Here is a 23352-nt window from a genome sequence, read left to right on the forward strand (position 1 = left end):
TTGACATCATAAAGTCAATCCTTAATTTGGAATCCCCCCAGATGAGCAAGTTCGGACGCCCAAAAACAGACACATCCGCCGTCACGTTGCGCCTCCATGTCGACATGCTTCAGGCGATAGATGACATTCGGCGCGAAGAAGCGGACGTCCCGACACGACCGGAAATGATCAGAAGGATCATTGCGGACTGGCTCGACCAAAAAATACAAGATTCCGAGGAGTAAACTCGTCGGCGGCGATTGAGTGCTGCCTTTCGAGAGGGCAGGCGATACCGGCTATGAGTAATCTGACTCCAAACTTTCACGTGCCTCACTCGAAGTCCCGGATGATTATTCTGGGGTGACGTCGGGATTTCGCCCATACTGCGCGCGCCTAAATGTTCGAATAGGCGAGGTTGCTGATACATGGATGATCTGCGCGGCCCGGCTCCCGTTTAAGCCATTCGATGTATTCGGACTGCCGTAATGATTTTGTGTCCGCTCGCTCTGATGCCCGAGGCCCGCGGCGATCTCGCAAGTGCTGAACTGGTTTCCAGGCGCGCGCAGATCCGATGAAAGAGCATGCCGGAATACATATGGCGACAGATTGCTACTCAACCCTGGAAAGGCAACCTTCCCGAGCCGTGCGATCAGCTTGCCAAGCTGGTTGGACACTCGACGCCGGCGTTCAGTTGGCATCAATTCTATGCCTTTCCGGTCATATGTCGGGGCACCGAGAAACAACCGGACTGCACGATCTGGCTGTTCGGCAACATGGTCGAAAAGCCATGCGGCTTCCGGTGTTTCGCATGCGATCTCGATGTACCGGCTCTGCTGACCTTTGCCAGGATGGATTCCGCCGCTTTCTGTGCATTTTGCCCCGGAGACCTCAAACGCAAGATGTTGACTGTCACCCGCGCCAGCAGCAGCGATTGTAACGCCGAGGTCATCGCAGAGCTCTGAGGGTCGGCAGCCGCTGAGCATCATGGCTGCGATACACGCACGCCTGTAGTCGTCGAGAAATGCGTCGGAGATTACTGCGGCCCTCCAGAAATGGCTGCGCCAATCGTATGTCGAGGCCTCTTTGGCCTTTCTTCTCTGGTGCTGGTTCAGCTTGTAGAGAGTGCTGTTCTTCGAAGCGGAAGAACCCGGCCTGGTCTCCATTGGCGATGGCTGACGAGATCGATGCCGCAATGCTGTGTGGTCCGGGTATGGCGGAATCGCGATGATGAACTCGACCGCGCGTTCGAGCTTGCGGATCTGGAAAATGGAAATGGTTTTACTTGCTTGACGAATTCGATCCTGAGTTTCCGGCTCAAGGCGTGCCGAGATCGTTCGAACCAGATCGGATTTCTCTTCCTCGCCGACGGCAAGGCCGACCGTTTGAAGCCAGAACGAAGGCGCAAGTTCGAGAATGTCGCGCGCCGCAAGGCGCACCAGGGCCGACCTGTAGCTCTGCCGACTGTTCGGGCTGGGCCACGTACCGTGCTCATCATTCGATAGGTATGCCAGAAATGGATCGCGTGAGGGATGCTTTCGAGCAAGAGACTTGGCGCGATGTTCGTATTTTTCCCAGCTGCCGCTCGCATAGAGCTCTGCCATCGAAACTTTCTTTTGGGCTCTGACTGCGAGCTCGTGTGCTTGCAAAGAGGCTTCTAACAGGTCCGTGTTGTAGCCTTCGAAGTCGTCTGAAGGATTACCTGTTGCTGTAGGACTGCTCTGCGAAGAGCGTGAGAGATCGCGATCATGATTGGTCATTTGTGATGTCTCCTGAAATTGAAAAATTGGTGGTCTGCAATTTGTGCTGAAAGAAGCGAGCGTTTCTTGAGAGTCCGCCGCTGTCCATAGTGATCCCCTTGGGGTTCAGGGGGAGGATGGTTATTCAGCACATGAAAGTTGGATGAAAAACCGAAGGCTTCCGAAGCCCTGTTTCCGATATCGCGATAACGCAGCGGTAGCCTTCGGTCGCAAAAATGCGCGTGCTGGTAACGGAATTGTTGAACTTTCGGCCTCGGGTTTTTGGTCGGATTATGCATGGTCTCGAACGATCTCCAGGTGGCAAACGTAAATCCTCGAGCCGTCGGCGGAGCGCGCCGGCAGAATGCCTATGCTCAGAGTTGCTCCAGTCAGACTAATGATGCCTTGGGCCCGGTAAGGCGCTTCGACATCGTGGCAGAAGTCAAAGCGGCGGTGGTTCTCGGAAAGGGGTAACCCAGAAAGCTGGCCTTGTATGAGGACATTGCCACCGGTCTTCGGCACAGAAGTGAACTTGACTTCCAGCGCCCGCTCGAACCCGTCGAGCAGGATGGTCGCCAGGAACGTTGGGTTCTTTGCGCGCTCGACTCTGTGAAACACGCCTACGTAGTGCCGGGCCCTTAGCCCGGCTAAAGCAAATGAGGTGTAATCTCGCCTCGTTTCTTCGGCTGAAGCGCGCCACGTGCCGGTTTTCGAGGTCTGGGTATGGTCCATGTCTTTCTCCCTGTGTCCGGGAGATATGGCAGTTGATATTGCTGAAGCTTTAATGGGCAAGGGTAGACCTGCACCTGCCTATGCCCCGACAGTAAATGGAACTGCTGATGCGTTCGAATTGCCGCGAGTGCTATAGCCGTTCTGTAGGAACTCGCTTAGACACAGAGGTAAGTTCGCAATGGCGGCCAGAGGAGGGGCATAGACCTGCTTCGCTCTGCCTTGCCGGTCAGGTTTTCCAGATTGGACCCAGATGACGTCTATTGGTCAACCCGCTTCGCACGGCGAGAGCCAAAGATATGGCGTGCTGTTCGTGTTCGCAGCAGGCGTTCTTTGGTCGACGGTCGGTCTTGGAATCCGCCTGATCGAGGATGCATTGGTCTGGCAGATCCTGCTGTATCGGTCGGTCAGCATGTCATTGTTCCTGTACGCCGTCATTCGTGTCAGGTCAGGCGAAAGCCCTTTCGCGCAAGCGCACCATATCGGCGGGCCCGCCGTTGTCGCAGGGCTGTCGCTGGTTGCCGCGTATTCGGGGGGCATATTCGCGATCCAGAACACCTCGGTCGCAAATGCGATGCTGTTGTTCGCGACGGCGCCGTTCATGGCTGCGGTCTTGGGGTGGCTCGTTTTGCGAGAGCCCGTCAGACCCGCCACTTGGGTTGCCATCGCGGTTGCCATCGGTGGTATCGGCATAATGGTGGCAGATAAATCCGGCGGTGTGGTTCTGGCGGGCAGTCTTGCAGCGCTCGGATCGGCGTTCGGGTTTGCCGTGTTTACCGTCGCACTGCGTTGGGGGCGGACCGGAGAGATGCTTCCGGCTGTTTTCCTGTCAGGCATATTCGCGATCATCATCACGTCGTCCATTTGCCTGATACTGGGGCAGTCGCTTGTTCTGACATGGACCGATGGTGGGGTCGCCATGGGGATGGGGCTGTTCCAAGTCGGAGCCGGACTGATCCTCTACACGCTCGGATCTCGTAGCCTTCCCGCTGCGGAGCTGGCCTTGCTTTCATTGGCAGAGGTATTGCTGGGGCCGGTCTGGGTCTGGTTGTTTCTCGGCGAGACGGCGAGCATCAATACGTTGATCGGCGGTGCCGTGCTGCTAGTGGCGATTGCCGGCAACGCGATCTCAGGCAAACGTCGGAAACCGCCACCGATTACGTCGCCGTAGAATTTTCTTTATTGAGCAGCCCGATGTGCTTCTTCTGTTGGCTGGTGGCGGGGTAACTTGCACTGGGCGCGAATGGTCCGAAGATGAGCCATTCCACACTGTAGCCGCCTGCGGCAGGCTAGGCTGGCAAACTCGACAATTCGCCCTGAACGAAATCGAACTTCTACATGAAGTTGTGGAGCCGCACAGAAACCTTCGGCTCTAAAGTTATGCTGACCGGGGTTCGCTTACAGACGGTCAGTGCAATAAGCCGAGGTTTAGGATGATCGAAAAGTTTACAACAATAAGGGCGGATTACTGATGGGGTGGATGGCTCCTGCTCCAACCGGCGTCGCAATGCGCCATAATGCAGGTGTCGAAGTCTGCCTATGAGAGGAGCCACCCCATGCAAGTTACCACAATCGGCGTTGATCTGGCCAAGAACGTTTTCCAAGTCCATGGGATCACTGCCACCGAGGAAGTGGTGTTCAACAAGCCCCTGCGGCGGGCGCAGTTTCTGCCTTTCTTCGCGAAGTTGGAACCCTGCCTGGTTGGCATGGAATCCTGCAGCAGCGCACATCATTGGGCGCGCGAACTTACGGCCTTGGGTCACGAGGTTCGCTTGATCCCGCCGATGTATGTGAAGCCCTACGTCAAACGGGGGAAGTCTGATGCCATTGATGCCGAGGCGATCTGCGAGGCAGTGACACGACCGACGATGCGCTTCGTGGCGATTAAGACCGTGGAGCAGCAGTCATTGCTTGCGCTTCATCGCGCCCGTGAACTTCTTGTTCGCCAAAGGACGCAATTGATCAATGGATTGCGAGGTCTGGTCGCCGAGTTTGGCATTTCTATCCCCAGAGGGCTGGCCCGCGTGATTGGGTTTGCCGAGGACATCACCCTTGGTGAAGTGCTCGACTTGCCAGACATCGCCAACGAGGTGATCCGTAACCTGTCCGAGCAACTCATGGCTTTGCATCATCGGGTTCGCTGGTACGAAGACCGTTTGAAGCAAGTTGCAAAAGAGGACGCGCGTGTTCGTCTTCTGCGCACGATCCCTGGCGTTGGCGCGGTAACAGCGTCTGCCATAATCGCCAGCATCGGCGACGGGCATCAGTTCTGCAATGGTCGGGAGTTCGCAGCCTGGCTCGGTCTGACGCCCGCGAACAAATCCAGTGGAGGTAAAGAGAAACTGGGGAGGATCACAAAGATGGGCGATCAGTATCTACGATCATTGCTTGTCGTTGGCATGACTTCACTGGTGCGGCAAACCCGATCCCATCCAGAGCGCGCCAGCAAATGGCTGACGTCATTGTTGGAGCGCAAACCCGCCCGTGTCGCGACAGTCGCCATGGCCAACAAGACCGCCCGCATCGTCTGGGCGGTGCTTACCCGCAACGAACCTTACAGCCCGCACGCTGCAGCCTGAGAAGAAAGGAACACAGAGTTAGCAAGACCCGCGAGATGATGGTGCAAAAGTCAGCCGCCAAAACCAGGACACCCCGCCGAATGTCCCGGGCGTCACAGCCCGTATTCCTGTAAGGGACCTGGTTTGCGGAACCCATCAGGGCCAGCGGTCAGGACCGCGCAAACAGGCCGGACACATGACTGCTTCTGACAAACGCACAAATCAGATCAAAAAGGACTTGCTATGCAGGAGCCATCCACACAGGACATTCGCTGCGCCCACAAAGTGCAGGACACACTCAAGAAATTCAGACATTTGTGCACAGCATCCTGAGTCCGGGTGGCGTTTGGTCCCGCCACTTGGGAAAGGGTTGTCAGTGTATGCCTAAGAGGCCTTACTTAGCACACCGGAGAGTTGTTGATATTACACTCCGTATGCCTGTTAGATCAGCGTTGTCTTGAATTGAATCTAGTGTTTCGTCATCATCCCCAGGTAGCTCGGTACTCATCAAAGAGTGGGAGGGGCCCTTTAGAACGCAATTCTGGGTACGGAAAAATGCGATCTTTCTCATCGAGAGCGAGCGGAAGAAGCAAATAGTATTTTGTGGATGGCAAGAGATTGAACTTAAATAAAGAGATTGAGGTTACTTCTGCAGCAAGGTTTCTCCCCAAATTCTGCTTAAAGCCCGCAGGGTTCTCATGGTTCCTAGGCGCAGGCGCGTCGGCATCTTCGGGAATCCCGACTGGGTACGATATGATTGTGGACTTCAAGAAGCAGCTATTTTGTCAATTCAGTGGTACCAGCCGCAAACAAGTGGATTCCAACGATCCACTGTGGGTCGAGCGTATTGAACTCTTTCTATCGCGAAGATCAATTTTGCCTCCGAAAGACGACCCCACCGAGTACGCCGCAGCTTTCGAGGCAGTGTACCCAAGCCAAGAAGATCGCCGATCTTATATCGAGCAGGCTGTTACAAAAGGAACGCCTTCCTTTGCCCATCGTGGTCTAGCAGCACTAATTTCGAGTGGACAAGTTCCGTGCATCTTCACCACAAACTTCGACTCTATGATCGAGACAGCAGCGACCGTCACGGATCAATTGTTGGCAGCACCAGCCAGAGCAAACTTGACGGTTGCGGGGATCGACAACGCTGACAGAGCCTCCCGATGCTTGCGCGAATCTCAATGGCCGCTTCTTGCCAAGGTCCATGGAGATTTTCAGTCTGTCGACCTGAAGAACACTTCGGAGGAGTTAGCGACTCAAGACCTAAAAATGCGAAGTGTTCTGACTGGCGCATGTGGCCGGTTCGGTCTGATTGTCGTCGGTTACAGTGGTAGAGACCAGTCGGTTATGGAGGCGCTGACAGATGCGTTGAAGGAAGCAAATGCCTTTCCGTCAGGGATAGTCTGGACTTGCAGGTCTGCAAGTCGACTACTACCTGCAGTCGTTGAATTTTTAAACGCAGCTCACTCTGCTGGTGTGACGACTTCTGTACTTGAGTGTCACACATTCGACGAACTAATTGCAGATGTTTTGGATGGCATCAAATTACCCGACGAACTGGAAAAACACGTGCTGCAAGAATGGCCCTCCGAGATCAATAAGTCGGCGCCGTTACCCACTGGAGACCACTTAAGATTCCCAGTCCTGCAAAGCTCGGCATTGCCTCTCATAGAGTGGCCCAAATTCGCTCGAAAAATCAAACTCAGCTCTTCGTTGGACACTCGGCAAGCTCAGGAAGTACTTAAAGTCTCCCAAAAAATGGGGGCCGTTGCTAGCACTGGACGTGAACTAGCTGCATTTGGCGCTGACGACGACCTATTGGTTGCCTTTGCTGAACAAGGTGCTGAACTGGCCGGCACAATTGATCTTAACATTGCCGAAGATAGCTGGGCGATGGGGCTCGTCTATGACGCTTTGGTACATGCGATTTGTCGAGAGCAAGCTCTTGCACCACGCTTGAGGCGCAATGGCCACTTGGTAGTCTTCAGTCATGCCAAACGCGACGAAGATGAGGCTGCGCAAAGGGAACGAAAGTCTCTGCAGTCCGGGCCGCAGGCTGCCTATAGCGCATCGCTCACTGGCATGATCCCGAACCACAAAGGTTTCTTGTTCAATGAAGGCGCGCGCATCAAGCTTGACCGAGTATTAGATGGTTGGTGGTGTGTTTTTGAGCCAACCACAGTTGTTAGGTCCCCTCAAACTGAAGACCCTGAAACGCAAAAACGACACAAGGGCGTCGTGGCGGATTGGACGCGCGAAAGGTGGGCGAGAAGGTACAATAATGTCTGGGCGAAGATAATAGCCGCATGGATACCCCTGATAGCGCGCGAAGATAGCGGAAAGCTTCAGGCCTTTGGAGTAGGCGAGAGAAATGGAGTTGATGCAAAATTCGTCATTTCACCGGTCCCGGCTTGGTCTAGACCATCACACGACCACCCTTACTTTCAAAGGGCCTAGGCATGACACTAAACTATGAAAATTCCAAGTTGCCGCCCTTCGCTCTTCTCGATGAGCCAAAACTCTCATTTGACGAAGAAGGAACAAAGCAGGATGTAAGTCCGCTCCGAGGTTTGGATCGTTTTGGTCCCCACTCAGGAGAGGTGTTCCCGAACTATACTCCGCTGGTTCGATTAGCCACGATGGGACCACATAGCGGTTGGCCCCGCATCAGGGAATTGGTGAATACTCTTCGATCACACCACGCACCCGCTGACAGAAAAGACTACGTGCCGTCCTTCAGGGGATTTGAATCGGTGTTTGGGGTGCCGTTAGTTGCCGCTTCACAAAGTGCTCATATCAAATGGGATGACGATCTGAATGTGATCGCTCCGGATCAGCTCCTATATCAGCAACTTCGAAAAGCACTACGGCAAGGGTTGGACAGGCTAAGCCTCGTTAGAGACCAATTTGATGTTGTGCTTGTTCACTTGCCCGAAATGTGGAGGGCCGCTTCCCGAGGAGAGGGCTTCGATGCCCATGATGAGCTGAAAGCTCTGGGCGCGGCGAAAGGTATTCCAACTCAAGTAATTAACGATCGTACTTTTTCGTTTAGCTACAAAGCGTCTCTGGCATGGCGCCTGTCGATTGCTCTTTATGTCAAAGCGGGCGGTGTGCCATGGAAGCTAGGGCCGTTGCCAGGTGTACCCGACCAAACTGCCTATATCGGACTCGCTTACTCGCTTCGAAAGACTGCTGAAGGAGCTAAGTTTGTTACTTGTTGCTCACAGGTGTTCGACGCTGACGGTGGAGGGATGCAGTTTGTCGCTTACGAAGCGCGAGATCCCCACGAAGACACGCCTGAACTGCGAAGGAACCCCTATTTGACCCGCAGCGACATGCGAGCAGTTATGGCGCGAAGCCTAAGTCTCTATCGATCAAGAAATGGTGGTGCATCGCCGCGCAGGCTAGTTGTTCACAAGACAACATCCTACAAACAAGCAGAGATTGAAGGAGTGTTGGACGCCACTGCAGCGATTCCTGAGGTTGAGTGCATCGAAGTCAGCCAATCGTCAGCATGGCGGTCTGTTTGGTTAACTGAAAACAAAGGACAAGGAGGCCCGAGCAAGCCAGATGGGTTCCCAGTGCCAAGAGGAACAACGCTAGTACACTCAGGATGTTCGGCTCTGGTATGGGTGGCAGGTAACGCGCCCGAAGCGTCTCTGGCACGCAACTATTACCAAGGCAAAAAGAGCATTCCCCAACCCCTAAAGCTGGTCAGACATACTGGTTCAGGCCCTCTTGAATGCACGGCACTAGAAGCGCTCGCGCTCACGAAGATGGATTGGAACAATGACGCGCTCTATGATCCTGTTCCCGTGACAATCAGATACTCGCAAACCTTGGCTAAAACAATTGCCAGCGTACCCAGCCTCCCTGGCAGAGAATATCCATACCGGCTTTTTATGTAGCTATTTCTAATAATGGATGGATCGCTTTGGTAGGAGTTTAGATGAATGAGGGAGTGGCATTGCAATAGTGCGGCTGAATTGCATGAAGCCATTGGGTCTTTGCCACCGGGTCTTTTGTTCCGTGGCCAGACCAAGGAATACCTAAGGGACGATGGAGGCCCCGATCTTCGCTCATCCATTGATCGGCACGGCTGCGTGCCGGACCGAATGCTCAAGTGGTGGCAATACTCTCGGTTTATTCTCGGAGCCTTTGTAAGATCATTCGATATGATAAGTGACCTAGCGACTGATCAAGCGATCTTACAGCATTATGGCTGGCGTTCATTTTTCCTGGATGCTTCATCATCCGCCCAAGTGGCTGCTTGGTTCGCCGGTCACAAATACAAATCCAAACAGGCGATTGAGTTAGTAGAAGACTGCTGGGAAGATCCCGTGTTCGCCGTTCGCGAAGAGGCGTGGTACGAGCCCGCAGATGAGCAGGTCGCGTGTTTGTATGCGATCGGAAGAAAAGGGCTGCGACGGAACGATGTTGACGCAGTAGATTTGGTTGAAATCGCGACTGAAGCAGGCAGCCATAGATGTAGCGCCCAATCCGCCTTCATGGTTGGTCCATTGAATGGAAACTTGCCCGACGACTGTATTTTCGCAAAGATTTTTGCACCCACCAGCGCCTTTAGAGAGTTTGCAGCACAAGGCAGTTCACTGACGCAAGAAGACCTGTTCCCCTCGTCATCCTCCGACCCGTTTTTGGCCGCACTTAGCTCTGTGCCGTGGGTGAAGAGATACATTGATGAAGAAAAAGGAGGTATAGATTTTTTTGATAGGGGCCTTGGACTACCCGAGTACAACGTGAGGTCTATGAAACGCAACGGACCAGCGGTTTGTTTTTATCGCAGGTTTTGGATTGCTGATATTCTTCCTGAAGACTCAGTCTTCTCTGAGACCCGCTTCTACCTAGGTGGAGAGACCCTATTTCACGGCACAGCCGGGAGTCACACTGAGTTTCCCAAGATAACGGAGTTGTTGACTGACGTCACATCGGTAGCGGTGGAATTGGACGGGCTAGTCGCGTACCCCTATGCGCAAGGAGGATCGTTTGCAAAAGGCATTTATCTTGAGCGCCAAGAGGACGGAAGTGTCCTACTTACCGAACTAGCCGTAGACCAACATGGGCTAAGACCGGCAGGGTTTGGTATCACGCGCGGCGTCTACTACATGCCAAGCGACGAAGGGGTTTGGAACTATATCTCCCACCCAGAAGAATGTGATTGTGGAAATGAAACCCATCACACACACCATCTTGTAGTTGCCAGTCACTTTGAAAATGCTTTAGCGGACGGCGAGTTTACCAATGTTAGAAACCACATATTTGCATCTGAGGAAGTTAACGTAACGAGTGATCCCGCTGTGATCGAAATAATGCAACGAGGCGACATGATCTTGTCAGGGGACTGAGTAAGCCGGTGGTAGGAATTTCTATAGCGGGACGGCAGGTCTGAAGAAATCGCACCCCATCGCATCTTATGAGTGAGCGACGAAAGTCCGGTTCACCTCGTCGCCGCACGATTGCTGCGGCTTAGTCACTGCTTCTTGCCTGGGAAGGCTGGTCGCCAACGAGTGATCCTGCCATCCTCATGTACAAAATTAGCCAAAGAAGAGATGTTCTGATGTCAGATCGGAAGGCGATACCAGTGGCGACACGACTGCGACTTTTCTCTGAAGCTGCGGGTCATTGCCAAAAGCCGGATTGTCTTGACGCCCTTTTCCCTGATGAACTAGGCGGCATGAAACACATAGCTGAAATGGCCCACGTCATTCCCCATGGTGAAACTGGCCCGCGACACGAAGACAGACCTGAAGGCGAATTCGACCCCGATGCCTTCGAGAATCTGATTTTGCTGTGTCCGACGTGTCATACAAAGATCGACAAAGACCCTGAAGGGTTCCCAAGAAATATCCTTTTGGTCTGGAAAGCTAATCACCTTGTCAACTTAGCGGCCAAGCAGGGCATTATGACTTACGAAGATCGTGCTCAGGCAAGAGCGGCAGTGGCCAGCATCATGGCTGAGAATAAGGCTATTTGGGATAAATTCGCGCCTGAGCAAGGCGAGGAATTCGAATATGACCCAGAATCCGAGGCTGCGAAAGTTTGGAGCCAACGAATGAGAAGCGTGATCCTGCCCAATCACTTTCGCATTCAGGCGATAATTAACGCGAACCTTGGACATGCCACTGACAAAGAGCGGCAAACAATTGCAGAATACCAAGAGCATGTTCGTGGTCTATCGGAGCGCCACGTATGCGGCGTGTCAGGCCGTGCAATCCGGTTTCCGGAGGGGATGAAAGGTTTGTTCTCGTGAACTGGCAGGTCAGTTATGCACTCGCTAATGTCACAAAGCAGATCGGGTCAACCGCGAAGCACGTTGAGGGTGAGCTAGTCCGGATAATAACACCGGAGCAACCTGACGTACTGGCCGCGATATCTGCTGCCGATGCCATCGATGCAGAAACTGTGGTTCGCTACATGGAAAACCATCCTGATTTGGATTTCCTATGCGGCTATCGGAAGACATGCATCTGGCACGGTGAAGGCATACAAATTCTCGAAGACGCTGGTATCGGCTGGGGCAGTTTCGCGACACTGTGCTCAGGAGCGCGCGAAGGAGATGCAAATAATGCCTCACACAAAACCTACAAATTCTCTTACCGCCTTTTAGGTCAGTATGGTCCAGTGACGGAGGTTCACCGTGAATTTGACCGCATCTGCCAAGTTTCCCTTAAGAGCGGTTCAAGCGTTAGGATTGCGATGCTCGCTGACTACGAACCCACCGCGGACGCGGTTCGGACCCTGTGGGGCAATTTCGGTCCAGTGGAGATCGTGTGGAACATCAACCCCAATGGAAACCCTACTCCAGAGGCGATTGGTGCAGGTCGGGAGCTTGGTTGTGAGGTCATGAAATGGGACGAACTGAAAGAACGCCTAAGGACGGCTTGATGGCGGCCGATGAGATCGCCGCTTTTCTATTGGGCAGCTGCAGCTCGCTTCGACAATTTGATGTCTACATCTTCGGTTCAACCTTGAATGGCATCGGTGAAGATATCGACATTCTTGTCGTTGGCCCCAGCGACGAGGCACTTAGCCAAGTCAAAAGAGAATTGCAAAAGGCTGAAGAGCGCTTGCCGCTTCACATTCTATACATGGAGCCCTCCGAAGCGCGTTACACGGACTTTGTAAGGCGCGAAGGATGCATACCGCTCGCTCAACTGTGCCCGAAATGAAGCTATTCCCTAGTGCTAAGATGCCATTTCTCTAGTGATTATGACCAATGCATGTTCAGCGCTTAGAGCGCCCGTTAACGTGAGGAGTGTCAACGTCCGCACCGTCCCACACTCGGTAGATTTCAGGTTCGCCAGTTATCGCGGCCTCAGCAAATGTGCTGGCCAGCGGCAGCTATGGGCCGAGAGCAGCCCGACACTCAATATGCCGGGCGGGTGTGGGACCTACGAAGTTAAACCTCTTGGCGATCCGCGATCCATTCAGAAATCGTGCTGTGGCGCCATCCGATGAGACGCTCGGTCAATTTTACGGGTGCTGGAAATGTGCCAGCGTTAATATGTCTGTAAATTGTCGAGCGGCTGAGGCCGGTCAGTTCCTGAATATCTTTCTGCCTTAATATTTTATCGGTCATGCATGTCCTCTCTTTTGTTGCATGGATCCACCTTAGCAGCGAAAGATTTAAGCCAAGTTTACGTTTTGTTCAGGAATTGCCGGTAACAAAGTTTGCCCACTCTTTCATCAAGGGTGTGCGCTTTGGCAGGTAAGTTGAACGTTTGTAGGCATCGACAGCATCATCGCCTGTTCTGACGTGACCGATGCAAGCTTCGGCAATCTCTTCCTCACATTGAATTTCATCCATGAGCCATGTGCGCAAAGAAGAGCGAAACCCGTGTGGTCGTGCCGGGATGTTGTTGTCCACCAGGAAATTACGCATAGCCATTTTGTTCAGGGGGCCGCCTTTTGAGTTGGGAAACAAGTATCCGTTTTGTGCGTGTTTCTTTGCGAGTTCGATCACTTGCAAATGTTCTTTACTCAGAGGTACGTCAAATACGAAGTCGCTGTCGGCGCGGCCTTTGACGTGGAGCGGGGGAATGATCCAGACGGAACTCATAAGCTGACCCAATCGCATGTTGTTGATCGAGTCCGAGCGAACGCCCGTCAAGATCAGCATCCGCAATGCCAGTTGCGTAGGCTCGTCATCCGAGAGGGTCGCGTAGAACGCAGGTACGTCTTTCCAGTGGAGCGCTTGGTGTGGCGTCGAGCGTTTCTTGTTATAGCCGAGGATCACCACAGCATCGTCGATAACTGCTGTGCTGACGCGGAAGCGTTTGGCGCTTGCATAATTAAATACGGTCCTTAGACGGGAAATGCACTTTTTGGCGGTAACCGGCTTCTCATGCCAGATGGGTTCCAGCGCACGCGCGATGTCTTCCTGGTCAATCTTCACAATCGGCATCTTGCCGAGCTTCGGCAGGACGTGGAGCCGAAGAGGGCTGAACCATCTGCCATCGGACCCACCATGCTTGAGGCTTTTCTTATGTTTCTCGTATGCTTCCCATGCAAGGTGCTCGAGGCGGCCATCAGTAGAGTTCGATTGTTGGCGGTTCAATTGGCGCTGCTTGATCGGATCTACCTCCCGTAGCACCTGCTGACGTGCGAGTTCGGCTTGCTTTCGTGCTTCGGCGAGACTGACGTTTCTATATGACCCGAGGCCCATCTCTCGTTGACGTCCCCAGAGTTGAAAGCGAAAGATCCATTGGGCACCGCCGTCAGGGCGTTTATAAAGCCATAGGCCTAGCCCATCGCAATGCTTGCCTGTGGGGAGAGATTTCAGTTGTGCGACTGTGAATGCATTAGATTTTGCCATGAAAATATCCTCCATTTTATATACGTTCTGGCGTGGCACTTCCCGGGTCATTCCGGGACGTGCTGAAACCTTAAACTTTTACGATTAAAGGAAGATTTACTCCCGTGACACGCAGTGAGAACGTATGACACAAAAAGGATACCCCTCCGGCGGGGATATTTTCGGCCAGAGGAAGACAAGGCGCGTCGGGTTGCGCAGTCTTCAGGTGGAACTCAGCCGGTTGCGCAGGGCGAGGATTTCGTCGCGCAGGCGGGTGAGGTCCTCCGGTGCCATGCCGGTTTCACGGGCGATGCAGTCGGGGATGTGGGTGGCCTCGGCCTGCAGCGCGCGGCCCGCGTCGGTGAGGGTGACGCGAACCTGACGGTCGTCGCCCGTGTCGCGGGTGCGTTGCACGAGGCCTTTGGTTTCCAGACGCTTGATCAGGGGGTGAGCGTGTTGCTTTCGAGCTGCAATTCGCGCCCGAGGGCGCCGACGGTGCGGGCGTCCTCGGACCAGAGCGCGCTGAGCAGGAGATATTGCGGATAGGTCAGGCCCAGCGGCGCCAGGAGCGGTTTGTAGGTTTGCTGCATCCGGTGCGCGGTGGAGTAGAGCGCGAAGCACAGCATGTCGGGCGGGGGGAGGGAGGTCATCTCGGTAAGATATGTCGCGCGCGATTTGATCGCAAGCATTGACATGCGGGATAACCGTAATATTTATCGTGTGCGATTTAATTGCGAGCGATGGAAAAGGAGATCTCCATGTCGACCGATATCAAGTACTGGACCGAAGCCCATGCCACGGGGGGCGGGCGTGAAGGCGTTTCGCGTCTGAAGAACGGAATGCTGACCCTTACGATGGATACACCCGAGGCGCTGGGCGGCGCCGGCAAGGGACACAATCCCGAGGAGCTGTTCGCGACGGGCTATGCCGCATGTTACCTGGGCGCGATGCGGTTTGCCGCGCAGAGCGAGAAGCTGGGCGTGGTGCCCAAGGATGCATCGGTCGATGCCAGGGTCGGGATCGGGCCGCGTGACGATGGCGGCTTCGGTCTGAAGGTCGAACTGAAGGTGAAGATGCCGGGTGTCGATGAGGACACCGCCAGGAAGATCATGGAGCGCGGGCATTTCATCTGTCCGTATTCCAACGCGACCAAGGGCAATATCGAGGTGAAAACCGAGCTGGCCTGACGGCCGGCGATTGTGGCCCCGCGTGAAGCCCGGGTGGAGCAAGACCGTGAGTCGCGCTTCGTCCGGGCTTTTTTATGCCGATCAGCCGAACACCTTGGGAAAGGTCTTTTGCAGGGCTACGTCCACGTCGCCCATCGTCACCGGCAGGCCGAGATCGACCAGCGAGGTGACGCCGTGCTCGGTAATGCCGCAGGGGACGATGCCGGTGAAGTGACCGAGGTCCGGCTCGACGTTGATCGAAATGCCGTGAAAGCTGACCCATTTGCGCAGGCGGATGCCGATGGCGGCGATCTTGTCCTCGGGCTTGTGCCCCGCGGCGGTGAGGGGCTTGTCGTCGCGCACGACCCAGACGCCGACGCGGCCGTCGCGAGTCTCGCCCGTGACGTTGAACTGGTCGAGGGTGGCGATGATCCAGTTTTCCAGTTGCTGGACAAAGGCGCGCACGTCGCGGCCGCGCTGGCCCACGTTCAGCATGACATAGACGACGCGCTGGCCGGGACCATGATAGGTGTATTGCCCGCCGCGCCTGGTGGGGTAGACCGGGAAGCGGTCGGGATCGGTGAGGTCGGCGGGCCTGGCGGAGGTGCCGGCGGTGTAGAGGGGCGGGTGCTCCAGGAGCCAGATCGCCTCGTCGGCCGCGCCGCGCGCGATGGCTTCGGCGCGGGCCTCCATCCAGGTGCAGGCGGTCTCGTAGTCGACGAGGCCGGGGGAGGTGATCCATTCCGTCATCGGCGTGCTTTGGCAGGTGGCGCGGATTTTGTCAAAGCCGTGGAAAATTTGGCCTTCACAAGCCCGGCGCGATTGCCTATACGGCGCTTCACCAAGGCGGTCCCATGGGGCGCCTTTCGGTCACGGGCGGTCGTGGCGGAATTGGTAGACGCGCAGCGTTGAGGTCGCTGTGAGCTAACACTCGTGGGGGTTCGAGTCCCCCCGACCGCACCATTTTCTCGACCGACGATTTCGGCGACTTTAGGCTGGCAAGGGTCGCGGGAGATCCTCGCATCCGCACTGTCCCGAATTGGCAATTCTCGAGTTTTCAGAGACCCTTCCGGGCGAGGCTGTTCTCCGGCCCGGCCGCGTTCACGTCGCCTGCGATACGGTGAATCCGGTCGGGTGAATGCTTTGTACGTGGCCGGACCGGATGGGAAATCGGGCAATAAAGTTGGAACATCTTCACGACGGGCCCCGTTTTCCTTCTACGCGAAACCAGTCAAGCAAAGGAGAGAAAAGCCTTAATGACTTTGAGGAATCCCCAGAACAAATTTTCGGTCCGGACCGCCCTGCTCTGCAGCGCGATTGCCGCACCGCTCATGGCGCCCGTGGCGGCGTCCGCGCAACAGCAGGGCGACGCAGAACCTTGCATGCAACTTCAGCAAGCCGGCGACCGGATCAATTTCGAAGAGTCCGGCATTTCGCAGGACGAGTTCAATTCCGTCGTCGATGGTAATGATCCGCAGCAATGCACGACGTGGCTGGCCCAGGTAAGAGAAGAGGCCGGTATCGAGGGCGAGGTCGCCGAGACCGAACGCGCCCGCGTCGAATTGCAGGATGAAGTGGTCATCGAGGGCAAGGTGATCGTCGATCAACAACAGCCGAGTGTCGAGGTTGACGAGCAGGCGCCCGAAGTGGCCGTCGCAAACCCCAGCCCGGATGTGAACGTCCAGGAAGGGCCGATCGACGTGCTGATCCGCCAGGATGCGCCGCAGATCTCGATGGAGATGCCGCAGCCCTCGATCACGATCGAGCAGCCGGCGCCGGAAATCATCGTGACGATGCCCGATCCGTCGGTTGATGTCAGCAACGCACGCCCCGAAGTCGAGGTGCGCCAGGCAGAGCCCGAAGTGCGGGTTTCCATGGCCGAACCGACGGTGGAACTGGACCTTTACCAGGCCGAAGATCCCGAGAATTCGCCCGGCATCGAGGTGGAGAGCCGCCAGGCCTCGGGTGATGGCGCAAGCGACACTGCCGAGCCGCAGGTGAACATCAATCGCTCGAAGGCCGAGATCACCTTTGAGGAAAGCCAGTCGCAGGCAAACGTGAACGTGTCGCGCAGCGAGCCGAGCGTCAGCTTCGAACAGGCCGAGCCTGAAGTGAATGTTGCTTCCTCGGGCGAGCCGACCGTGAACTGGAGCCAATCCGGTGAGCCGAAGGTTACGTTCCGGCAGAACGCTGACGACGCATCCAGTGGCCAGTCGTCCAGCGACCAGGCGCGCAACGACGCGCAGCAAGGCAACGATGCCGAGTCGCAAACTGCTGCCGCGATGCAATCGCAAGAGAGCGATTCGCAGAACGAGCAGGAACAGATGGCGCGCAACGAAGCGTCGCAAGGTGACGCGGCCGCCAACATGCAGGCATCCGATGCGGAAGACGGCGGACCTGCCGTGCGCCGTGACGGATATACGGAGGTTTCCGCTGACGAAGTGGAAGTCCGGGAGCTTGCCGGCACCACGGTCTACGCTGTTCAAGGCGACGAGATCAGCGAAGCAGGTGAACTGAACCTCAACGGTGAAGACACCCGCTCTGTCATCGTCGATATCAGCGAATTCGTCGAAGAGGAGGAGCGTCAAGTGGAGGTCATGCTTTCCGAGCTGACGCTGCTGCAGAACGACGAAGCAGACGACATGCGGGTCTACATCGACCTGAGCGAAGACCGTCTGAACGATTACTCCGACGCGGGGTAACGGACACGAGCGATCAGTGCCGCACCGGTTGACCCGGTGCGGCGCACCCTCGCTTCGGATTTCTGTACCGTGCCTTGAGCCCCTTTGACGCGCCCGAGCCTGGGCATCTGACGATAGCACCGGCGTGGCCGCGACGAAGACAGAAACCACAAAGACAAAGGAACCATATCATGGCGACCCCCCCAAGAAACGATCAGCACGACGCCCACATGGGCGCGACCGGCAGCAAGCGCAGCCGCTTGCCGATGTATATCGGTGTCGTCGTTATCGTGCTGTTGCTCATTTTCCTGCTGTTCGGAAACGTTTTCTCACCCGAGGAAGCGGTCGTCAGCGACGATGATCAAACCATCGAAACGACGGAAACCGGCAACGAGGACGGTGCGGTTACCGGAACCGCGACCTCGACGCCCGAGACCGAGACCGATGGCGCCGCGAATGACGCGGCCGGAACCGATGCCGCCACCGGCACGGCGACCTCGACACCCGAGACCGAGACCGGTGGCGCTGCAAACGACACGGCGGACGCCGGTACCGATGCCTCGGATCTCGACTCTGAAGAGAGCGCTGAGGAAGTTATCGAGATCGAAGGCGATGCAGACGTCGAGATCGTCGACGACACCCAGAATTGATCTGACGTCAAACGCTGGCGCACAGGCAGGGGCGATACATTCGCCCCTTTGCCGTGCTCGGGCACCCGAAAGTCGTGGGGCGAGGCGGTTTTGACGGCGACGCGCGTGCCATACCAATTTAGCTAAAATTTTACCGAACCCCGCGCGACGGACGCGGTCAGCGCAACCCCTCGCGGGCGATGATGCGCGACAGGTCGAGCACCAGTTTACCTCGGGCGCTGGCGAGGGCGGGGATGCCGCCTTCGGGGTCGTAGGGCACGGCGAGTTCGAAGATGCCCGAGCGTTCGCGGCGCCCGTCGGGGACGCCGACGAAATACTGCCCGGATCCGCGGAAATTGCCGTCGGCGCCGGCGACGAGGCTCTCGAAGCGTACTTCGAGCCGCGCGTCGGGAAATTCCTCGAACGGCCAGGGCTCGGACGCGACGCGCGCGCCCGAAAGCCGGGCGAGGTTGCGGGCGATTTCGAGTGCGACGGCGCGTTCGGGCGAGTCGGCCCAACGGACATTGGCGTCGGTGACGAGCTTGCCGTCCTCGTCTTCGATCGCGATCTCGTCGGCGGCGGCATAGGCGGGCAGCGACACATCGCGCACCTCGACGGTGCTGTAGGAGATACGGATCGTGTCGGTGACCTGTGGCGCGGCAACCGGGTAGAGATCGGCGGAGGGGCCGCCACAGGCGGCGGTCAGCAAGGTTGCAGCGACAAGGGCGGTGGTGCGAAACGTCATGGTCATCTTCCTCGAATGAGCGCGCTGGGATTGCGTTCCAGCATGCGGGCCAGGGACGTCAGGGCATCCGCGGCCTCGGATATGTCGCGCAGGGCGCTCTGGGCCTCGCGGCTGAGCGTATCGCCCTTATTGTAGCCCGCGATCGTGACGCTGGCCTGATTGAGCACGTTGCCGAGCCGTTCGACCAGCGCCGGCAGGTCCTCGGTGGAGGTGGCGACGGCGTCGGCGGCCCGGCGGGCAGAGCCGAGCGTGGCGTTGAGATTGGTGACCGCGCCGCCTTCGCGGAATTCGGTCAGCGTGGCGTTGATCTGGTTGAGGGCCGCGCCCAGGTCGGCGGGCAGCTGGCGGGCGGACTCGGTGTCGAGGATGGCTTCGGCGGCGGCGGCCAGCTCGGTCAACTGGGTGGCCAGTTCCTCGACCGGCAGGGATTCGGCCTTGGCGGCGACGGCGTCGATCTGTTCGATCAGGTCGGGGATGCCCTCGACCGAGGTCGAGACGCCCTGCGCGGCAGCGGCGGCGGCATCGACGGCCTCGCCCAGACGCTCGGCCAGGCGGTTTTCCTCGATGTCCTTCAGCAGCGTCTCGAGCCGGGTGACGGAGGCGTTGAGCGCGACGGGAATGTTCTGGACGTCCTCGGAAGCCACGATCTGGCGAATTTCGGCGAGGATGGCCCGGACATCGCCCGGCGTCTGCTGAAGGTCCTCGTTGGCGACGAGCGCCTGGGCGCTGTCGAGAAAGTCGATGGCGCTGCCCAGCAGTTCCTCGATCGGCAGGTTGTTGATGCGGGAAACCACGCCCTCGACCGTTGCGGCGGCATCGATGATGTCGCTTTCGGTGGTCGGAATGGTCGGCAGGTCGTCCTCGGTGATTTCCAAGGTCTGCGGTTCGGCATCGTCGACCTGCACGAGGTCGATCTTGAGACCGCCGGTCAGAATGCTTGCATTGGTCAGGCGGGCGCGCAGCCCGTTCGCGACGCGGTCAGCGAGAAATTCGCGGGCGGTCTCGGGCGTGGCGTCGTCCTGCAGGCCGAGGCGGGCCGGCTGGATCGCCAGCACGACGCTGAGGCGCACGCGGGTGTCGCCGAATTCCTCTTCGTCGATTACGCCGAGGACGCTCTGGACCTCGCCGATCTTGAGGCCGTTGATTTCGACCGGAGCATCGACGGCGAGGCCCGAGACGTTCTCGTCGAAGATCACGCGCACTTCCAGTGGCTCGACATCGGGTGCCTGGAAGAGGCTGTTGCGGGCCTCTTCCTCGATTGTGTAGACTTCGAACACGGTGCCGTTGCGCACCGGCTCGCCGCCCGAGACGAAGGTGTCGAATGTCAGCCCGCCGCTAACCAGCGTTGCGATCGAGGAAAAGTCGATTTCGGCCCCCTGCGGTCCGACGGAGAATGTGAAGCCGGAGGTTTCCCAGAAGCGAGTGGAGGAGGAGATCAGGCGCGAATGCTCCTCGTAGATCAGCGCCTCGGCCACGGCGTAGTTGCCCTGGGGCGAGATGCTGGCCTTGCCGACGCGGCCCACCTCGATGCCGCGGAAGGTGATCGGGCTGTCGTCTGTCATGGTGCCGCCCGGGGTGGTGCGCAGGACAATCTCGAGACCATTGCCGCCGGGCCGGAAGAGCGGTGCATCGGCAAGCCCGTCGAAGCTGGTCTGCGGCGCGCCGATCTTGCTGTCCCAGGTGCCCTCGATATAGACGCCCGACAGGACGGTATCGAGACCGGTCACGCCGCGGGCGGTAACCTCGGGGCGGACGATCCAGAAGCTGGCGGAGACGTCGATATAGGCGGCCACGTCCTTGTCGACGCGCACCTCGGCCACGACGGACGCGAGATCCGGGGAAAAGCGGACTTCCTCGACAATGCCCACGGCGACATCGCGGTAGCGCAGCTCGGTCTCGCGTTCGGCGATGCCGGCGCCGTTCTCGAAGGCGATGGTGATCACCGGACCGCGGGCGCTGTAGGTCTGCCAGGCCACGGCGAGGGCGATGACCATGGCGAGGACCGGGATGATCCAGACGATGGAGACACGGCTGAGGCGCGACTTGCGCTGGCGTTCGACCTGGACGGGGGGCGGCGTGTCGCTCATGACGCGGTCCGGTTCGGTGTGGCGGACGTGTCGGAGGTATCCGACGTGTCGTCGGGCGTATCGGAACTGCGGGACTGGAGGTCCCAGATCATGCGGCTGTCGAAGGCTTGGGCAGAGAGCATCGTAAAGATAACCGATAGGGCGAAGAACAGGCTGGCGCGGCCCGGTGTGACCGCGGCCAGTGTGTTCAACTGCACCAGCGACGACATTATGGCAACCACGAATATGTCGATCATGGACCAACGGCCAATGTATTCAACCACTTCGTAGAGAAGCTGGCGCTGGTGCATGGACACGCTGGAGACGCGCACGACGGAGAGGGCGAGAAAGGCGATGGCCAGGAACTTGCCCACGGGAATGGCGACGCTGGCGATGAGGATGATGAGCGCCACACCGGGCGAGCCGTAGTGAAACAGCTCGATCGCGCCGCCGACGATGGTGTCTTCCTGCACGGTCAGCAGCGTGCGGGTTTGCAGCATCGGATACATGTTGGCCGGGATGTAGCACAGAAAGCCCACGAACCAGTAGGCCCAGACCCGCTGCAAGCTGGTGGAGTCGCGCGATTGCAGGCGCTTGCCGCAGCGGCCGCAGGTCTCGGTTCCGGCGGGCCAGACCTTGGTGCAGCGGGTGCAGGCGACGAGGCCAAGCTCGCGGGCGCTTTTTATCTTTTGGGATTTTCCAGCGAGTTCCATACCGACCATCTGCACAGGAAATTGTCCTGAACCACAACCAGAAACACCAGCGCGGCGAACATCCAGAACGCCGGCCCGAACCCGACATCGGCCAGATCGGTGATCTTGACCAGCGCGACCGCGCAGCCGATGGCGAAGATCTCGGCCATGGACCAGGGCCGCATCGCCTCGGACAGGCGGAACGCCTGCTTGGCCCCGCGTGCCGGCGGACGGTCCAGCACGATGGGGATGAGCACGTACATCGCCAGGAGCACCCGGGCGAGCGGGATGAAGACGATGAGCGCCGCCGTTGCGAGCGACAGCGCGATGAGCGGGCCGTCGCTGAAGGCCAGTGCCGCGTCGAGGATCGAGACCGAGTTCGACGTGCCCGCCGCTGTGATCGTCAGAAAGGGAAACACCGTAGCCGAGATAATGAGGATCGCCACGGTCATGGACAGGGCGATGATCTGCATCCCGGCCTTGTGCCGTGGCGTGATCAGTACGGTGCCGCATCGCACGCATCGGGCCCGCTCGCCGATCGCCGGCCGGCGCAGGCTGTAGGCCGCGTCGCATTGCGGGCAGACGATCATATCGTCGAGGGGAAGCGGGGTGTCGCGCATCATCGTGTTAGTTAGCTTAATTGCGCGGTTGGCAAGCTGCAAATCACGTTGCTTGCCGCCGGAAGGCATCATGGATCATGGCGCTGGCCTGTTTGGAACGCAGATAGAGAAGAGCCTTGGGGGTCACGAGAGGGCCGTCACGATGGCGTCGAGCCCGTCGGTCAGCGCGGCGGGGCCGGGTTGCAGAATGAGGGGCGACTTGATCTCGTAGATGCGTCCGTCGCGGACCGCCGGAATGGTGTCCCAGCCGGGGCGTGCGGCGATCTTCTCGGGGCGGACCTTCTTGCCGCACCACGAGGCGAGGATGACGTCGGGGGCGGCTGCGATGACCTGATCGGAGGTGACGAAACGGTCGCGGGCCTTGTCCCTGGTGGCAAGCTCGGGGAAGGCGTCCTGCCCGCCGGCGATCTCGATCAGGTCCGAGACCCAGCCGATGCCGGAAATCATGGGCTCGTCCCATTCCTCGAAATAGACTTTCGGGCGCGGTTTGCCGGCGGCATTTGCGGCCACCTGGGCCAGCCGGTCGCGGTAGTGGTCGACCAGTTGCGCGGCCTTGGCCTCTTGCCCGACGGTGGCGCCGAGGTGGCGGATCATGGCGAGGATGCCGTGCAGGTCGCGCTGGTTGTAGCCCATGACGGCGATACCTTCGCGCAGCAGTTCGGCGGCGATGTCGGCCTGAAGATCGGAGAAGGTCAGCACGAGATCGGGCTGAAGTGCCAGGATCCTGGGGATGTCGGCGGAGGTGAAGGCCGAGACGCGGGGCTTTTCCTGGCGCACGCCCTTGGGGCGCACGGCGTAGCCCGAGACGCCGACAATGCGGTCCTGTTCGCCCAGGAGGTAGAGGGTTTCGACGGTCTCCTCTGTCAGGCAGACGATGCGTTCGGGAGGGAAGGTCTTCATGGCGTGGGGTCCGGATGTGCTGTGCTGGAGGCGTTG

24 protein-coding genes and 1 tRNA gene are annotated in these 23352 nt (G+C 57.9%); 13 read left to right on the plus strand and 12 right to left on the minus strand.

Annotated elements, in window-relative coordinates:
* The first annotated feature begins 41 nt into the window (after positions 1–41).
* Positions 42–224, plus strand: a complete 183-nt coding sequence (locus ACSQ76_RS07485) for a ribbon-helix-helix protein, CopG family (RefSeq protein ID WP_437156072.1) — start codon at positions 42–44, stop codon at positions 222–224.
* 105 nt (positions 225–329) lie between these two features.
* Here the strand turns inward: ACSQ76_RS07485 and ACSQ76_RS07490 are convergent, their stop codons facing one another.
* Both ACSQ76_RS07490 and ACSQ76_RS07495 read right to left on the minus strand, forming a co-directional pair.
* Complete coding sequence (locus tag ACSQ76_RS07490) at positions 330–1736, minus strand: hypothetical protein (protein ID WP_437156073.1); 1407 nt, start codon at positions 1734–1736, stop codon at positions 330–332.
* A gap of 270 nt (positions 1737–2006) precedes the next feature.
* A complete protein-coding gene (locus tag ACSQ76_RS07495) occupies positions 2007–2447 on the minus strand; it encodes a hypothetical protein (protein ID WP_437156074.1) in 441 nt (146 codons plus the stop codon).
* Positions 2448–2697: 250 nt separating this feature from the next.
* On the opposite strand from ACSQ76_RS07495, the gene ACSQ76_RS07500 reads away from it, so the two are divergent.
* From ACSQ76_RS07500 to ACSQ76_RS07535, 8 genes are all read left to right on the plus strand, one after another.
* Positions 2698–3615: a DMT family transporter gene (locus tag ACSQ76_RS07500; RefSeq protein ID WP_437156075.1), complete on the plus strand. Its 918-nt coding sequence runs from the start codon at positions 2698–2700 to the stop codon at positions 3613–3615.
* Positions 3616–4000: 385 nt separating this feature from the next.
* On the plus strand, positions 4001–5023 hold the full coding sequence (locus ACSQ76_RS07505) for an IS110 family transposase (protein ID WP_437156076.1): 1023 nt from the start codon (positions 4001–4003) through the stop codon (positions 5021–5023).
* Between the two features lie 738 nt (positions 5024–5761).
* Complete coding sequence (locus tag ACSQ76_RS07510; RefSeq protein WP_437156077.1) at positions 5762–7462, plus strand: SIR2 family protein; 1701 nt, start codon at positions 5762–5764, stop codon at positions 7460–7462.
* A gap of 2 nt (positions 7463–7464) precedes the next feature.
* Entirely contained in the window at positions 7465–8913 is a 1449-nt protein-coding gene (locus tag ACSQ76_RS07515) for an argonaute/piwi family protein (protein ID WP_437156078.1), read from the plus strand.
* 45 nt (positions 8914–8958) lie between these two features.
* Positions 8959–10368, plus strand: coding sequence for an FRG domain-containing protein (locus ACSQ76_RS07520; protein WP_437156079.1), 1410 nt, complete (start codon positions 8959–8961; stop codon positions 10366–10368).
* A 236-nt stretch (positions 10369–10604) separates the two neighbouring features.
* A complete protein-coding gene (locus tag ACSQ76_RS07525) occupies positions 10605–11273 on the plus strand; it encodes an HNH endonuclease (RefSeq protein WP_437156080.1) in 669 nt (222 codons plus the stop codon).
* Positions 11270–11908 (plus strand): hypothetical protein, encoded by a 639-nt coding sequence (locus tag ACSQ76_RS07530; protein WP_437156081.1) that lies wholly within the window; start codon positions 11270–11272, stop codon positions 11906–11908. Before ACSQ76_RS07525 ends, ACSQ76_RS07530 begins: the two co-directional genes overlap by 4 nt.
* Positions 11908–12192 carry a nucleotidyltransferase domain-containing protein gene (locus ACSQ76_RS07535; RefSeq protein ID WP_437156082.1) on the plus strand — a complete coding sequence of 95 codons (285 nt, stop codon included), beginning with the start codon at positions 11908–11910 and terminating at the stop codon, positions 12190–12192. The genes ACSQ76_RS07530 and ACSQ76_RS07535 overlap by 1 nt, the downstream gene beginning before the upstream one ends.
* Before the next feature lie 230 nt (positions 12193–12422).
* Here the strand turns inward: ACSQ76_RS07535 and ACSQ76_RS07540 are convergent, their stop codons facing one another.
* The 4 genes from ACSQ76_RS07540 to ACSQ76_RS07555 form a co-directional block, all read right to left on the minus strand.
* Positions 12423–12602 (minus strand): helix-turn-helix transcriptional regulator, encoded by a 180-nt coding sequence (locus ACSQ76_RS07540; protein WP_274593170.1) that lies wholly within the window; start codon positions 12600–12602, stop codon positions 12423–12425.
* Between the two features lie 69 nt (positions 12603–12671).
* Positions 12672–13853 carry a tyrosine-type recombinase/integrase gene (locus ACSQ76_RS07545; protein ID WP_437156083.1) on the minus strand — a complete coding sequence of 394 codons (1182 nt, stop codon included), beginning with the start codon at positions 13851–13853 and terminating at the stop codon, positions 12672–12674.
* Between the two features lie 186 nt (positions 13854–14039).
* Positions 14040–14231, minus strand: coding sequence for a hypothetical protein (locus ACSQ76_RS07550; RefSeq protein ID WP_437156084.1), 192 nt, complete (start codon positions 14229–14231; stop codon positions 14040–14042).
* A 26-nt stretch (positions 14232–14257) separates the two neighbouring features.
* Positions 14258–14512 carry a MarR family winged helix-turn-helix transcriptional regulator gene (locus ACSQ76_RS07555; RefSeq protein WP_437156085.1) on the minus strand — a complete coding sequence of 85 codons (255 nt, stop codon included), beginning with the start codon at positions 14510–14512 and terminating at the stop codon, positions 14258–14260.
* A gap of 63 nt (positions 14513–14575) precedes the next feature.
* Between ACSQ76_RS07555 and ACSQ76_RS07560 the strand changes: the two genes are divergently transcribed.
* Positions 14576–15004, plus strand: a complete 429-nt coding sequence (locus ACSQ76_RS07560) for an organic hydroperoxide resistance protein (RefSeq protein ID WP_437156086.1) — start codon at positions 14576–14578, stop codon at positions 15002–15004.
* An 81-nt stretch (positions 15005–15085) separates the two neighbouring features.
* On the opposite strand, the gene lipB is transcribed toward ACSQ76_RS07560, so the two are convergent.
* Positions 15086–15760, minus strand: coding sequence for a lipoyl(octanoyl) transferase LipB (gene lipB / locus ACSQ76_RS07565; protein ID WP_437158175.1), 675 nt, complete (start codon positions 15758–15760; stop codon positions 15086–15088).
* Positions 15761–15859: 99 nt separating this feature from the next.
* Here lipB and ACSQ76_RS07570 point away from each other — a divergent pair.
* From ACSQ76_RS07570 to ACSQ76_RS07580, 3 genes are all read left to right on the plus strand, one after another.
* Positions 15860–15946: transfer RNA gene (locus ACSQ76_RS07570), tRNA-Leu, on the plus strand.
* Between the two features lie 368 nt (positions 15947–16314).
* The gene (locus ACSQ76_RS07575) at positions 16315–17685 is read left to right on the plus strand and encodes a hypothetical protein (RefSeq protein WP_437156087.1); all 1371 of its coding nucleotides are present in this window, start codon (positions 16315–16317) and stop codon (positions 17683–17685) included.
* A gap of 170 nt (positions 17686–17855) precedes the next feature.
* Positions 17856–18314: a hypothetical protein gene (locus ACSQ76_RS07580; RefSeq protein ID WP_437156088.1), complete on the plus strand. Its 459-nt coding sequence runs from the start codon at positions 17856–17858 to the stop codon at positions 18312–18314.
* 157 nt (positions 18315–18471) lie between these two features.
* Here the strand turns inward: ACSQ76_RS07580 and ACSQ76_RS07585 are convergent, their stop codons facing one another.
* The 5 genes from ACSQ76_RS07585 to ACSQ76_RS07605 form a co-directional block, all read right to left on the minus strand.
* Positions 18472–19038 (minus strand): PqiC family protein, encoded by a 567-nt coding sequence (locus tag ACSQ76_RS07585; protein WP_437156089.1) that lies wholly within the window; start codon positions 19036–19038, stop codon positions 18472–18474.
* A 2-nt stretch (positions 19039–19040) separates the two neighbouring features.
* The gene (locus ACSQ76_RS07590) at positions 19041–21125 is read right to left on the minus strand and encodes an MlaD family protein (RefSeq protein WP_437156090.1); all 2085 of its coding nucleotides are present in this window, start codon (positions 21123–21125) and stop codon (positions 19041–19043) included.
* Positions 21122–21826 carry a paraquat-inducible protein A gene (locus tag ACSQ76_RS07595; protein ID WP_306129316.1) on the minus strand — a complete coding sequence of 235 codons (705 nt, stop codon included), beginning with the start codon at positions 21824–21826 and terminating at the stop codon, positions 21122–21124. Before ACSQ76_RS07595 ends, ACSQ76_RS07590 begins: the two co-directional genes overlap by 4 nt.
* A complete protein-coding gene (locus ACSQ76_RS07600) occupies positions 21787–22416 on the minus strand; it encodes a paraquat-inducible protein A (RefSeq protein WP_306129219.1) in 630 nt (209 codons plus the stop codon). Before ACSQ76_RS07600 ends, ACSQ76_RS07595 begins: the two co-directional genes overlap by 40 nt.
* Positions 22417–22539: 123 nt before the next feature.
* On the minus strand, positions 22540–23316 hold the full coding sequence (locus ACSQ76_RS07605; RefSeq protein WP_437156091.1) for a cobalamin-binding protein: 777 nt from the start codon (positions 23314–23316) through the stop codon (positions 22540–22542).
* Positions 23317–23352: the final 36 nt, after the last annotated feature.

This window comes from Roseovarius sp. B08, from assembly GCF_051417955.1.
In the GTDB taxonomy this organism is placed as follows: domain Bacteria; phylum Pseudomonadota; class Alphaproteobacteria; order Rhodobacterales; family Rhodobacteraceae; genus Roseovarius.

What these genes read in the sequence shown, in the direction of transcription:
- ACSQ76_RS07485 (WP_437156072.1), top strand. Translation starts at nt 42, where the DNA reads ATGAGCAAGTTCGGACGCCCAAAAACAGACACATCCGCCGTCACGTTG.
- ACSQ76_RS07490 (WP_437156073.1), bottom strand. Translation starts at nt 1,736, where the DNA reads ATGACCAATCATGATCGCGATCTCTCACGCTCTTCGCAGAGCAGTCCT.
- ACSQ76_RS07495 (WP_437156074.1), bottom strand. Translation starts at nt 2,447, where the DNA reads ATGGACCATACCCAGACCTCGAAAACCGGCACGTGGCGCGCTTCAGCC.
- ACSQ76_RS07500 (WP_437156075.1), top strand. Translation starts at nt 2,698, where the DNA reads ATGACGTCTATTGGTCAACCCGCTTCGCACGGCGAGAGCCAAAGATAT.
- ACSQ76_RS07505 (WP_437156076.1), top strand. Translation starts at nt 4,001, where the DNA reads ATGCAAGTTACCACAATCGGCGTTGATCTGGCCAAGAACGTTTTCCAA.
- ACSQ76_RS07515 (WP_437156078.1), top strand. Translation starts at nt 7,465, where the DNA reads ATGACACTAAACTATGAAAATTCCAAGTTGCCGCCCTTCGCTCTTCTC.
- ACSQ76_RS07520 (WP_437156079.1), top strand. Translation starts at nt 8,959, where the DNA reads ATGAGGGAGTGGCATTGCAATAGTGCGGCTGAATTGCATGAAGCCATT.
- ACSQ76_RS07535 (WP_437156082.1), top strand. Translation starts at nt 11,908, where the DNA reads ATGGCGGCCGATGAGATCGCCGCTTTTCTATTGGGCAGCTGCAGCTCG.
- ACSQ76_RS07540 (WP_274593170.1), bottom strand. Translation starts at nt 12,602, where the DNA reads ATGACCGATAAAATATTAAGGCAGAAAGATATTCAGGAACTGACCGGC.
- ACSQ76_RS07545 (WP_437156083.1), bottom strand. Translation starts at nt 13,853, where the DNA reads ATGGAGGATATTTTCATGGCAAAATCTAATGCATTCACAGTCGCACAA.
- ACSQ76_RS07555 (WP_437156085.1), bottom strand. Translation starts at nt 14,512, where the DNA reads ATGTCAATGCTTGCGATCAAATCGCGCGCGACATATCTTACCGAGATG.
- ACSQ76_RS07560 (WP_437156086.1), top strand. Translation starts at nt 14,576, where the DNA reads ATGTCGACCGATATCAAGTACTGGACCGAAGCCCATGCCACGGGGGGC.
- ACSQ76_RS07575 (WP_437156087.1), top strand. Translation starts at nt 16,315, where the DNA reads ATGGCGCCCGTGGCGGCGTCCGCGCAACAGCAGGGCGACGCAGAACCT.
- ACSQ76_RS07580 (WP_437156088.1), top strand. Translation starts at nt 17,856, where the DNA reads ATGGCGACCCCCCCAAGAAACGATCAGCACGACGCCCACATGGGCGCG.
- ACSQ76_RS07585 (WP_437156089.1), bottom strand. Translation starts at nt 19,038, where the DNA reads ATGACGTTTCGCACCACCGCCCTTGTCGCTGCAACCTTGCTGACCGCC.
- ACSQ76_RS07590 (WP_437156090.1), bottom strand. Translation starts at nt 21,125, where the DNA reads ATGAGCGACACGCCGCCCCCCGTCCAGGTCGAACGCCAGCGCAAGTCG.
- ACSQ76_RS07595 (WP_306129316.1), bottom strand. Translation starts at nt 21,826, where the DNA reads ATGGTCGGTATGGAACTCGCTGGAAAATCCCAAAAGATAAAAAGCGCC.
- ACSQ76_RS07600 (WP_306129219.1), bottom strand. Translation starts at nt 22,416, where the DNA reads ATGCGCGACACCCCGCTTCCCCTCGACGATATGATCGTCTGCCCGCAA.
- ACSQ76_RS07605 (WP_437156091.1), bottom strand. Translation starts at nt 23,316, where the DNA reads ATGAAGACCTTCCCTCCCGAACGCATCGTCTGCCTGACAGAGGAGACC.